The sequence below is a fragment of the Flavobacterium labens genome, from assembly GCF_048286755.1.
In the GTDB taxonomy this organism is placed as follows: domain Bacteria; phylum Bacteroidota; class Bacteroidia; order Flavobacteriales; family Flavobacteriaceae; genus Flavobacterium.
On the sequence record NZ_JBLVPL010000001.1, the window covers coordinates 1,189,645 to 1,202,034 of the forward strand.

A 12,390-nucleotide genomic window follows, 5' to 3' on the forward strand; every position below is an offset into this window, starting at 1 on the left:
TTGTTAGAAAACGTTGAATATCAATATTTTTACAAAATAAAAAGAGAAGAATGTCTTTCGTATTATATTAAATATTACATTTGCTCCATTATAAATTATTATTACTATTACAATGCGTACAGGTACAGTTAAATTTTTCAATGAATCTAAAGGTTACGGATTCATTACAGACGAAGAAACAGGAAAAGACATTTTTGTTCATGCATCAGGAATCAACGCGGAAGAATTACGCGAAGGTGACAGAGTTAGCTATGAAGAAGAAGAAGGAAGAAAAGGGAAAGTTGCTGCGAAAGTAGCAGTGATCTAAGCATAAAAAAATTAATTTTTTTTGCCTACGAATGTTTAAAAAACGTTCCGATTTATTTCGGAACGTTTTTTTTTATTCAAAATTTTTCTCATTTTCGGAATAAATGAACCTTCTTTTTAGGATTGTTAAATTTATTAAACGTTAAACACATCTTAAGATAAAAATCTTTTCTTATTTATAATTAATAAAAATTGTAAATTTACAACGTTGTAGTTGCGATGTATTTTTGAGTTTTTATTGTTATTTAATAATTTGAAAGTTATCTTTGTGGCTTATTTTTATTCAAAAAAACTGATAATATGCAATCCGATCAATTAAATTATATACCAATTTTAATGCAGTTTATCCTAGCTGTAGGATTTGTTGTAGGAACTATATTGGTTTCAGGAAAATTAGGTCCTAAAAGATCTTCTGAAATCAAAGATAAGAACTTTGAATGTGGGATTGAATCCGTAGGGAATGCGAGAATTCCATTTTCGGTAAAATATTTCCTTGTGGCTATCTTGTTTGTTTTGTTTGATGTTGAGGTGATTTTCTTGTATCCATGGGCAATTAACTTCAAGGAGTTGGGAATGGAAGGGATGGTAAAGATGATAATTTTTATGATGTTGCTTTTGGTGGGTTTTTTCTATATCATCAAAAAGAAAGCATTAGAGTGGGAATAAAGATTAATTAGGAATTAGAAATAACGATTTGTAAAGATTTCAATTCCTAAAGTATTTTAAAAGAATGTTTTTAAAGTTTAAGTTATGAACTCATAATTCATAATTCATATTTCATAATTTTACAAAGATGAGTGATTCAAATATAAATATGGTTGCCCCTCCAGAAGGTGTTGTTGGTGAAGGTTTCTTCGCTACCAAACTGAATGATGTTGTGGGATTGGCTCGTGCAAATTCATTGTGGCCTTTGCCTTTTGCAACATCTTGTTGTGGAATTGAATTTATGGCAACAATGGCTTCGCATTATGATTTGGCACGATTTGGTTCTGAGCGAGTGAGTTTTTCTCCTCGTCAAGCGGATATGCTAATGGTAATGGGGACAATTTCAAAAAAAATGGCACCAATTTTACGTCAGGTTTATGAGCAAATGTCTGAGCCTCGTTGGGTTATCGCTGTTGGAGCTTGTGCTTGTTCAGGTGGAATTTTTGATACCTATTCTGTTTTGCAAGGGATTGATAAAGTAATTCCGGTTGATGTTTATGTTCCGGGTTGTCCGCCAAGACCAGAACAAATTGTGGATGGAGTTATGAAATTGCAAGAATTGGTTAAAACGGAATCGGTAAGAAGAAGAAGTTCTCCAGAATACCAAGAATTATTAGCTTCTTATAACATCAAATAAATAATGGCGCTAGAAACGATACAAATCCAAGAAAAATTAGTTGAAACATTTGATTCAGCTGTTTTTGAATTCAATCAGGAAAGAGATATATTTTCATTTGAAGTCGCTGCCGATAAAATTACGGCGGTGATTCTTTTTTTGAAAAATGATCCAATATTACGTTTTCATTTTTTAACTGATTTGTGTGGGATTCACTATCCTGACAATGATGTTGATCATCAATTTGCAGTTGTGTACCATTTACACAATTGGTACGAAAACAAAAGAATTAAAATTAAGGCATTTATCAACGGTGAAAACCCAGAAATAAAAACGATATCAAACATTTTCTTAAGTTCTAACTGGATGGAAAGAGAAACGTATGATTTTTATGGGATAAACTTCATTGGTCATCCACAATTGAAACGTATTTTGAATATGGATGAAATGATTTCTTTTCCAATGCGAAAAGAATTTCCAATGGAAGATAGCGGAAGAACAGATAAAGATGACCGTTTCTTCGGAAGAACAACCGATAATTATTAAAAATACTCACTATTATAATTTTTCACATTAAATAAATGTCAGAACTATTATTACCACCAGAGCATCGCTATGCTAAAAGAATTGCAGCCCAACTAAATGAAGACGGAAGCGAGCTTTCGATCCTGAATTTAGGGCCAACTCACCCGGCTACACACGGTATTTTTCAAAATATCCTGTTGATGGATGGAGAAAGAATTCTGGAAGCGGAACCAACCATTGGTTACATTCACAGAGCTTTCGAGAAAATCGCTGAAAATCGTCCTTTTTACCAAATCACCCCTCTTACTGATAGAATGAACTATTGTTCATCACCTATAAACAATATGGGATGGTGGATGACATTAGAAAAATTATTGGATATTGAAGTTCCTAAAAGAGCGCAATATTTAAGAGTTATTGTAATGGAACTGGCAAGAATCACGGATCATATCATCTGTAATTCAATCCTTGGTGTGGATACCGGAGCGTATACCGGATTTTTATATGTGTTCCAATTTAGAGAAAAAGTTTACGAAATCTACGAAGAAATTTGTGGAGCTCGTTTAACAACTAATATGGGAAGAATTGGTGGTTTCGAAAGAGATTGGTCACCAGAAGCTTTTAGAAAATTAGATGTGTTTTTAGAAGAATTTCCGGCAGCTTGGAAAGAATTTGAAAATTTATTTGAAAGAAATAGAATTTTTATTGATAGAACTGTAAATGTTGGAGCAATAACTGCTGAACAAGCTATGGCTTATGGGTTTACAGGTCCAAATTTACGTGCTGCAGGTGTTGATTATGATGTTCGTGTAGCGCAACCGTATTCTTCTTATGAAGATTTTGATTTTATTATTCCTGTTGGAAAATCTGGAGATACTTACGATCGTTTTTGTGTTCGTAATGCCGAAGTTTGGGAGAGTTTGAGTATCATTCGTCAAGCTTTAGCAAAAATGCCGGAAGGAAATGACTTTCATGCTGATGTTCCGGATTATTACCTTCCTCCAAAAGAAGATGTTTACACAAGTATGGAATCGTTAATTTACCATTTCAAAATTGTTATGGGTGAAGTTCCTGTTCCAGTTGCTGAAATTTATCATCCTGTTGAAGGTGGAAACGGAGAATTAGGTTTCTATTTGGTAACTGACGGAAGTCGTACTCCTTATAGATTGCATTTCCGTAGACCTTGTTTTATTTACTATCAAGCGTATCCAGAAATGATTAAAGGTTCATTACTATCGGATGCAATTGTTATTTTGTCAAGTTTAAATGTTATTGCCGGAGAATTAGACGCTTAATAAAATTATAAATGATGAATTATGAATTTTGAATGAAAGTCAAAAACATTTGAAAATTAGAATTCAAAATTTGAAATAATAAAAAATGGAACGTACGTATCACAAACAAGAAATAAATATGACCGAAGCATTGATGTCCCGCATCAATGAATTAATCAGTCATTATCCTGAAGACAAAAGAAAATCGGCATTATTGCCTGTTTTGCATGAAGTTCAAGATGCTCACGAGAATTGGTTGAGTATTGAATTAATGAATAAAGTCGCTGAAATTCTTTTAATCAAGCCAATCGAGGTTTACGAAGTAGTGTCATTTTATACAATGTACAACCAAAGACCAATTGGAAAATACATGTTCGAATTTTGTCAAACTTCTCCTTGTTGTTTGAACGGAGTTGAAGATTTAATGGATTATACCTGTGAAAAATTAGGTGTAAAAGTGGGGGAACCTACTCCAGACGGTCTTTTTGAAGTGAGAGGAGTTGAATGTTTAGGTGCTTGTGGTTACGCTCCAATGATGCAATTAGGCGATTTTTACAAAGAACATTTGACGGCAGCAAAAATCGACCAGTTAATTGAAGATTGCAAAAACGATACAATAATATTACACGATAAATAATATGTCACAAAAAATATTATTAGACAAAATAAATATTCCAGGAATTAAAACTTACGAAGTGTACCGTCAAAACGGAGGTTATGCTTCAGTAGAAAAAGCCTTAAAAACATTAACACCAGATGAAGTTGTTGAAGAAGTGAAAACTTCAGGATTGCGTGGTCGTGGTGGCGCAGGTTTCCCAGCAGGAATGAAATGGAGTTTTATTGATAAAAAATCAGGAAAACCAAGACATTTAGTTTGTAATGCGGATGAATCAGAACCGGGAACTTTCAAAGATCGTTATTTGATGGAATTTATTCCTCATTTATTGATTGAAGGAATGATTACTTCCAGTTATGCATTGGGTGCAAACCTATCCTACATCTACATTCGTGGAGAATACATGTGGGTGTATAAAATATTAGAAAGAGCCATTAACGAAGCAAAAGCTGCTGGATTTTTGGGTAAAAATATATTAGGTTCAGGGTATGATTTAGAACTTTATGTTCATTGTGGTGCCGGAGCTTACATTTGTGGTGAAGAAACTGCATTAATTGAATCCTTGGAAGGTAAAAGAGGGAATCCTCGTATCAAACCACCATTTCCTGCAATTTCAGGACTTTGGGCAAATCCAACGGTTGTAAATAATGTAGAAACAATCGCCGCTGTACCTTGGATTATCAATAATACAGGTGCAGAATATGCTAAAATTGGTATTGGACGTTCTACAGGAACTAAGTTAATTTCGGCTTCAGGGCATATCAAAAATCCTGGTGTTTATGAAATTGAATTGGGTTTAAGTGTTTACGAATTCATGAATTCAGATGAATATTTAGGCGGAATGAGTTCTGACAGACCTTTGAAAGCTTTTGTACCGGGAGGAAGTTCTGTTCCCGTTTTACCTGCACATTTAATTTACAAAACGGCAAACGGTGAAGATCGTTTGATGTCATACGAATCGTTAAGTGACGGTGGGTTTGCAACTGGTTCTATGTTAGGATCAGGTGGATTTATTGTTTACAATGATACATCTTGTATTGTTCGTAATACTTGGAATTTCTCTCGTTTTTATCACCATGAGAGCTGTGGACAATGTTCTCCTTGTCGTGAAGGTACAGGATGGATGGAAAAAGTATTGCACCGAATCGAAAACGGTTACGGTCGTGAAGAAGATATCGATTTGCTATTGAGCATTCAAAGTAAAATTGAAGGAAATACCATTTGTCCATTAGGTGACGCGGCAGCTTGGCCAGTAGCAGCAGCAATTCGTCACTTTAGAGAGGAGTTTGAATACCATATTCGTTTCCCAGAAAAAATAAAACATAGAGATCATTTTGTTGCTGAACCTTTTGAAAAAGTAAAGCATTTAGTTTCTAAAGTAATCGTATAAAGTCAAGAATTTCAGAAAATGAAAGTAACCATAGACGGTCAAAGCATAGAAGTAGAACCAGGAACAACAATCCTGCAGGCAGCACGTATGATAGGTGGAGAAGTAGTTCCGCCAGCGATGTGCTATTATTCTAAACTAAAAGGTAGCGGTGGAAAATGCCGTTGTTGTTTAGTTGAAGTTTCCAAAGGAAGTGAAGCCGACCCAAGACCAATGCCTAAATTAATGGCATCTTGTGTAACCGGTTGTATGGACGGAATGGAAGTGAACAGCAAATCTTCACCGAGAGTAACCGAAGCCAGAAAATCTGTAACAGAGTTTTTATTGATCAATCACCCATTAGATTGTCCGGTTTGTGATCAGGCAGGAGAATGTGATTTGCAAAATTTAAGCTTTGAGCACGGGAAATCAGAAACTCGTTTTATCGAAGAAAAAAGAACTTTTGAGCCAGAAAATATTGGTCCAAATATTCAATTGCACATGAACCGTTGTATCCTTTGTTACCGTTGCGTAATGGTTGCAGATCAGTTGACTGACGATCGTGTTCACGGAGTAATGGATAGAGGAGATCATTCTAATATATCAACTTGTATTTCTAAAGCAGTTGATAATGAATTCTCCGGAAATATGATTGATGTTTGTCCGGTAGGCGCATTGACTGATAAGACATTTAGATTTAAATCTAGAGTATGGTTCAGCAAACCTTATAATGCACACAGAAATTGCCCTACTTGTTCTGGAAAAACTACCGTTTGGATGTTTGGTGACGAAATCCAACGTGTTACTGGAAGAAAAGATGAGTACCATGAAGTGGACGAATTTATTTGTAATGGATGTCGTTTTGACCACAAAGACATTGCTGATTGGACTATTGAAGGACCAAGAGCATTCGAAAAAGATTCGGTTATCAATCAAAATAAATACAACAGAAAATTACAAAAAGTTGAAATCGCTACTGAAGAAAATATCCTTTTAGGTAGAGAAGTAGACCGTAAGAAAATAAGCATGGTCGAAATTCCATTGACCGAAGAAGACATTATTAATCAAAAAAACTTGGGTAATAATGGATAATGTATTTATCATAGAAAAAAGTGTCATTATTGTTGCAGTTTTTGCTTTGACAATGTTGATGGCAATGTATTCCACATGGGCTGAACGTAAAGTTGCCGCTTGGCTTCAAGATCGTGTTGGACCAAACAGAGCCGGTCCTTTTGGATTATTTCAACCGCTTGCTGATGGTTTGAAATTATTTTCTAAAGAAGAATTTGAACCAAATACACCAAACAGATTTTTGTTTTTTGTAGGTCCTGCAATTGCCATGAGTACTGCTTTAATGACGAGTGCCGTAATTCCTTGGGGAGACAGATTGCATTTGTTTGGAAGAGATATTTTATTGCAGGCGACTGATTTAAACATTGGGTTGTTATACTTTTTTGGAGTTGTTTCAGTGGGTGTTTACGGAATCATGATTGGTGGTTGGGCATCTAATAATAAGTTCTCTTTGATGGGTGCAGTTCGTGCTGCTTCGCAAATGGTATCTTATGAAGTTGCTATGGGACTTTCGATGATTGCTTTGTTGATGATGACCGGAACGTTGAGTTTAAGAGAAATTTCGGCGCAACAAGCAGGTATGAACTGGAATGTATTTTACCAACCTTTATCTTTTATTATATTTTTAATTTGTGCTTTTGCAGAAACCAATAGAACTCCTTTTGACTTAGCGGAATGCGAAAGTGAATTAATTGGAGGTTACCATACCGAATATTCTTCAATGAAAATGGGATTCTATTTATTTGCTGAATATGCGAATATGTTTATCTCTTCTACGATTTTAGCGGTTTTATTCTTTGGAGGATATAATTATCCTGGAATGAGTTGGGTTGTTGAAAATTGGGGTGTAAATATTGCCAACATTTTAGGATTTGGTGCTTTGTTTATCAAATTGTGTGGATTCATCTTTTTCTATATGTGGGTTCGTTGGACTATTCCAAGATTCAGATATGACCAATTGATGCATTTGGGTTGGAGAATATTAATTCCATTGTCTATCATTAATATTATAATTACCGGAATTGTAATTTTGCGAGCAGAAATTGCTGCTTATTTAGGATTTTAATTAGTACCGAAAAAGCCCTAGCCCTGATAGTAGTGGAAATCCTTTATTGTTTTTTCTTTAAAAAACAATAAAGATTGAAACGAATAGCAGGATTAAGCTTCAAATAAAAATAAAAAATGTCAATAGAAAGTATATCCTTATCGGGAAGAAAAAAGCAAGTCTCTAACAAGGAGATGACTTTTTGGGAAAGAATGTATCTTGTTGCGATTGTCAAAGGTTTGATAATTACGATTCAGCATTTGTTCACCAGAAAAGTAACGATTCAATATCCGGAACAAGTACGTGAAATGAGTCCGGTGTATCGCGGTCAGCACATGTTAAAGCGTGATGAGCAAGGTCGTGAAAACTGTACGGCTTGTGGTTTATGTGCTTTGTCTTGTCCTGCGGAAGCGATTACGATGAAGGCTGAAGAACGCAAAGCTGACGAAAAACATTTGTACAGAGAAGAGAAATATGCATCGATTTATGAAATCAATATGTTGCGTTGTATTTTTTGTGGATTGTGTGAAGAGGCTTGTCCGAAAGATGCAATTTACTTGACGACTTCTAAAGTTTTGGTTCCTTCCAGTTATGAAAGAGAAGATTTTATCTTTGGAAAAGACAAATTGGTCATGCCGCTTGAAATGGCAATGAAAAACGCTCAACTTAAAAACGCTAACTAATGTCTACGATACTTATAATTTTTTGTGTATTGGCTGCTATCACATTAGCAACCGCATTTTTGACAATTTTTAGCAAAAATCCGATTCACAGCGCTATTTATTTAGTGATTTGTTTCTTTTCGATTGCAGGTCATTATCTATTATTGAATTCTCAATTCTTGGCGATAGTTCATATTATTGTCTATTCTGGAGCGATTATGATTTTGTTTTTATTCACCATCATGTTGATGAATTTAAATGAGGAAAGAGAAGTGCACCGACCTAGAATTACGCGATTAGGAGCTATTGTTTCTTTCTGTTTAATCTGTTTGGTTTTGATAGCTATTTTCGTCAACTCAAAACCTATTGTTGGAGAATACGTAACTACCGGCGAAGATTATCAGTCTATAAAAGTATTGGGTAAAATCCTGCTGAATGAATATATGGTTCCATTTGAATTTGCTTCTATATTACTTTTGGTTGCTATGATTGGAACTGTGTTATTGTCTAAAAAAGAAAAATTGCAAAAATAAGATGAACAATATTTTAAACCACATTGGTATTGAAAATTATATATTCCTAAGCGTAATACTTTTTTGTATTGGCGTTTTTGGAGTGTTGTACAGACGAAATGCCATTATCGTATTTATGTCAATTGAAATTATGCTGAATGCAGTAAACTTATTGTTTGTAGCATTTTCAACCTATCATCAAGATGCGCAAGGACAAGTTTTTGTGTTCTTTTCGATGGCTGTTGCTGCGGCAGAAGTTGCGGTAGGATTGGCAATTCTAGTTTCTATCTTTAGAAATTTAGGTTCAATTACTATCGATAATTTAAAAAACTTAAAAGGATAAATGGAAATGAATACCAATATAGCTTTAGTTTTAGTTCTCGCTCCTTTTTTAGGATTTTTAATCAATGTTTTCTTTGGCAAAAGCCTTGGAAAATCCCTTTCTGGAATAATCGGAACGCTTTCGGTTTTGGTTTCTTTTATTGCAACTGCTTATTTCTTTGGTGGAATTGCAGCGCAACCGGAAGGAATTCGTATTTCACTTTTTGACTGGATTCAAATCAGTAATTTCAATGTTGATTTTGGATTTCAATTGGACCAATTGTCTATTTTATGGTTGCTTTTCGTAACTGGAATTGGGTCTTTGATTCATTTGTATTCCATCAGTTACATGCACGATGATGAAAATATGCACAAGTTTTTCGCGTATTTGAATCTGTTTATATTCTTTATGATTACATTAGTAATAGGAAGTAACTTATTAGTATTGTTCATCGGATGGGAAGGCGTAGGTCTTTGTTCGTATTTGTTAATTGGATTTTGGCATAAAAACCAAGAGTACAATGATGCAGCTAAGAAAGCATTCATAATGAACCGTATTGGTGATTTAGGGTTGTTAGTTGGAATTTTTATTCTTGGGAATTTATTCTCAACTTTAGATTATGCTACTTTAAAAACGGCTATTGCTAGTTCAACAAATCTTGATATGTATTGGCTGTCTGTTGCTGCTTTCGCTTTATTTATTGGAGCTTGTGGTAAATCAGCACAAATACCATTGTACACTTGGTTACCAGATGCGATGGCAGGTCCAACACCAGTTTCAGCATTAATTCACGCGGCTACGATGGTAACTGCAGGAATTTTTATGATTACAAGACTGAATTTCTTGTTTGATTTGACTCCAGATGTACAATCGATAATTGCAATTGTTGGAGCTGTTACTGCTTTGGTAGCCGCAACAATTGGATTGGTTCAAAATGATATCAAGAAAGTTTTGGCTTATTCTACCGTTTCTCAATTGGGATTAATGTTTTTGGCTTTAGGTTTAGGCGCTTATGAAGTGGCTGTTTTCCACGTAATCACGCACGCTTTCTTCAAAGCTTGTTTGTTTTTGGGTTCAGGTTCTGTTATTCATGCTTTGCACGGAGAACAAGACATGCGAAATATGGGGGGTTTGAAAAAAGCTATGCCAATTACTTTTGCAACGATGTTGATTGCTTCTTTAGCAATTTCTGGAGTTCCATTATTCTCAGGATTTTTCTCGAAAGACGAAATCTTATTAGTGGCTTTCCATCATAATATTCCGTTATGGGTTGTGGCTTCGGTTGCCTCTATAATGACTGCTTTTTATATGTTCCGTTTAATGTTTTTAACGTTCTTCCAAGAATTTAGAGGAACCGCAGAACAAAAACACCATTTGCACGAGAGTCCTTCTTTGATTACCATTCCTTTGATTGTTTTAGCAATTTTGGCTACCATCGGTGGTATGATTAGTTTGCCTGGAAACAGTTGGTTGAATCATTATTTGATTCCAATTTTACCAAAATTAGCAACCGCTGAACACCATTTAGGAACTACTGAATATATCTTGATGGCTATTGCTGTTGTGGGTGGATTAGTAGGAATTGGTATTGCATACGCCAAATACATCAAACAAAATACAGTTCCAACAGAAGATGCTGCTATTACAGGATTTTCTAAAGTGCTTTACAATAAATATTATGTTGATGAATTTTATGACGCTATTTTTGTTAAACCAATTAATTTCTTGTCTCGTTTTTTCAGGGACACTGTAGAAACTGGTTTGTCAGCTTTAGTTTTTGGATTCGGAAAAGTTACCAACGAAATAAGTTACCAAGGAAAGAAAATACAAAATGGAAGCATTGGTCTTTATCTTTTTGTTTTCGTATTAGGGCTTTGTGCCATTGTTTCTTATTTATTTTTAGCTCAACAATAATCATATATCATGAATGTATCTCTAATATTAATTATACTTTTGGTTGGTGCGTTTGCAACTTTTATTGCAGGCGATAAACTGGCTTCAAAAGTGGCTTTGTTCTTTGGGTTAGCTGCTGCAGGCGCTTCTATTGTATTATTAAATCACTATAATTTAGGTGAAAACATCAGTTTCATTAACCAGTGGATCACACAACCTAATATTTCTTTTGCTCTAAAAGCAGATGGATTATCGATGGCGATGCTGTTATTGACCACAGTTTTGACTCCAATAATTATATTTTCATCTTTTGGGAATGACTATAAAAATTCAAAATCATTTTATGCGTTAATCTTGTTTATGTCGTTTGCAATGGCAGGAACATTCTTAGCATCAGACGGTCTTTTGTATTATATTTTCTGGGAATTATCATTGATTCCAATTTACTTCATCGCTTTAATTTGGGGTAATGGAGACGCTGAAGAACGTAAAAAAGCGGTAGTGAAATTCTTTATTTACACACTTGCAGGTTCTTTATTTATGTTAGTTGCTTTTGTTTATATGTATCAAAAAGCAGGAAGTCTTTTATTAGAAGATTTATACAAGTTGAACCTAACAGCAACGGAACAATTATGGATATTCCTGGCTTTCTTCTTGGCGTATGCGATTAAGATTCCATTAATTCCTTTCCACACTTGGCAAGCAAATGTGTATCAAAAAGCACCAACTGTTGGGACAATGCTTTTATCTGGTATCATGCTAAAAATGGGATTGTACAGTGTTATCCGTTGGCAATTGCCATTGGCACCATTGGCAGCCAAAGAATACATGTATATTTTCATAGGACTTGGAATTGCAGGTGTGATTTACGGATCTATCGTAGCGTTGAAACAAAAAGATTTAAAGAAATTATTAGCGTATTCTTCTTTGGCTCACGTTGGATTAATTGCAGCCGGAACGTACACTTTGACATTAGACGGATTGCGTGGTGCAGTTTTACAAATGATTGCACACGGATTTGTAGTTGTTGGATTGTTTTATGCCGCTGAAATTATCTTCAGAAGATACGAAACTAGAGCCATTGCTGAAATGGGCGGTATTCGTACGCAATCACCAAAATTCACTTCGATGTTTTTGATTTTGGTATTGGCATCTGTTGCCTTGCCAACAACTTTTAACTTTATTGGAGAATTCACCGTTTTATACAGTCTTTCACAAATCAATATTTGGTTTGCCATTTTAGGAGGAACAACCATAATTTTAGGAGCGTATTATATGTTGAAAATGTTTCAACATGCGATGTTGGGAGAAACAAATACAAAGCCTTTTGTTGATGTAACTGTCAATGAAGGAATAACATTAGTGCTTATAATTGGTGTTTTATTCTTTTTTGGGATGTATCCAAAGCCAATTACCGATTTGATTACGCCAAGTCTGGAAGAAATTTTAACTCAAATAAACCGAATTAACTAAGTCA

General features: G+C 34.8%; 14 protein-coding genes. All 14 read left to right on the forward strand.

Annotated features, from left to right (window positions below):
- Positions 1-112: 112 nt before the first annotated feature.
- The 14 genes from ACNQF8_RS05170 to ACNQF8_RS05235 all read left to right on the forward strand — a co-directional run bounded on the left by ACNQF8_RS05170 (position 113) and on the right by ACNQF8_RS05235 (position 12,386).
- The gene (locus ACNQF8_RS05170) at positions 113-307 is read left to right on the forward strand and encodes a cold-shock protein (protein ID WP_007137066.1); all 195 of its coding nucleotides are present in this window, start codon (positions 113-115) and stop codon (positions 305-307) included.
- 299 nt (positions 308-606) lie between these two features.
- Positions 607-972, forward strand: coding sequence for an NADH-quinone oxidoreductase subunit A (locus tag ACNQF8_RS05175; protein WP_315211028.1), 366 nt, complete (start codon positions 607-609; stop codon positions 970-972).
- 127 nt (positions 973-1,099) lie between these two features.
- Positions 1,100-1,648: an NADH-quinone oxidoreductase subunit B gene (locus ACNQF8_RS05180; protein WP_131991280.1), complete on the forward strand. Its 549-nt coding sequence runs from the start codon at positions 1,100-1,102 to the stop codon at positions 1,646-1,648.
- A 3-nt stretch (positions 1,649-1,651) separates the two neighbouring features.
- Positions 1,652-2,173, forward strand: coding sequence for an NADH-quinone oxidoreductase subunit C (locus ACNQF8_RS05185; protein ID WP_315211025.1), 522 nt, complete (start codon positions 1,652-1,654; stop codon positions 2,171-2,173).
- Between the two features lie 35 nt (positions 2,174-2,208).
- Positions 2,209-3,447, forward strand: coding sequence for an NADH-quinone oxidoreductase subunit D (locus tag ACNQF8_RS05190; RefSeq protein WP_315211023.1), 1,239 nt, complete (start codon positions 2,209-2,211; stop codon positions 3,445-3,447).
- Positions 3,448-3,532: 85 nt separating this feature from the next.
- Positions 3,533-4,063, forward strand: a complete 531-nt coding sequence (locus ACNQF8_RS05195; RefSeq protein WP_196852689.1) for a complex I 24 kDa subunit family protein — start codon at positions 3,533-3,535, stop codon at positions 4,061-4,063.
- A 1-nt stretch (position 4,064) separates the two neighbouring features.
- A complete protein-coding gene (gene nuoF / locus ACNQF8_RS05200) occupies positions 4,065-5,432 on the forward strand; it encodes an NADH-quinone oxidoreductase subunit NuoF (protein ID WP_417953000.1) in 1,368 nt (455 codons plus the stop codon).
- 18 nt (positions 5,433-5,450) lie between these two features.
- Positions 5,451-6,500, forward strand: coding sequence for an NADH-quinone oxidoreductase subunit G (locus ACNQF8_RS05205; RefSeq protein ID WP_417951075.1), 1,050 nt, complete (start codon positions 5,451-5,453; stop codon positions 6,498-6,500).
- Positions 6,493-7,545 carry an NADH-quinone oxidoreductase subunit NuoH gene (gene nuoH / locus ACNQF8_RS05210; protein ID WP_417951076.1) on the forward strand — a complete coding sequence of 351 codons (1,053 nt, stop codon included), beginning with the start codon at positions 6,493-6,495 and terminating at the stop codon, positions 7,543-7,545. Before ACNQF8_RS05205 ends, nuoH begins: the two co-directional genes overlap by 8 nt.
- A gap of 116 nt (positions 7,546-7,661) precedes the next feature.
- Positions 7,662-8,207 carry a NuoI/complex I 23 kDa subunit family protein gene (locus tag ACNQF8_RS05215; RefSeq protein WP_315211019.1) on the forward strand — a complete coding sequence of 182 codons (546 nt, stop codon included), beginning with the start codon at positions 7,662-7,664 and terminating at the stop codon, positions 8,205-8,207.
- Positions 8,207-8,719 carry an NADH-quinone oxidoreductase subunit J family protein gene (locus tag ACNQF8_RS05220; RefSeq protein ID WP_315211016.1) on the forward strand — a complete coding sequence of 171 codons (513 nt, stop codon included), beginning with the start codon at positions 8,207-8,209 and terminating at the stop codon, positions 8,717-8,719. Before ACNQF8_RS05215 ends, ACNQF8_RS05220 begins: the two co-directional genes overlap by 1 nt.
- A 1-nt stretch (position 8,720) precedes the next feature.
- Positions 8,721-9,041: an NADH-quinone oxidoreductase subunit NuoK gene (nuoK, locus tag ACNQF8_RS05225; RefSeq protein ID WP_066079401.1), complete on the forward strand. Its 321-nt coding sequence runs from the start codon at positions 8,721-8,723 to the stop codon at positions 9,039-9,041.
- A gap of 6 nt (positions 9,042-9,047) precedes the next feature.
- Positions 9,048-10,934, forward strand: a complete 1,887-nt coding sequence (gene nuoL / locus ACNQF8_RS05230) for an NADH-quinone oxidoreductase subunit L (RefSeq protein WP_417953001.1) — start codon at positions 9,048-9,050, stop codon at positions 10,932-10,934.
- Positions 10,935-10,943: 9 nt separating this feature from the next.
- The gene (locus ACNQF8_RS05235; RefSeq protein ID WP_417951078.1) at positions 10,944-12,386 is read left to right on the forward strand and encodes a complex I subunit 4 family protein; all 1,443 of its coding nucleotides are present in this window, start codon (positions 10,944-10,946) and stop codon (positions 12,384-12,386) included.
- The last annotated feature ends 4 nt before the right edge of the window (positions 12,387-12,390 follow it).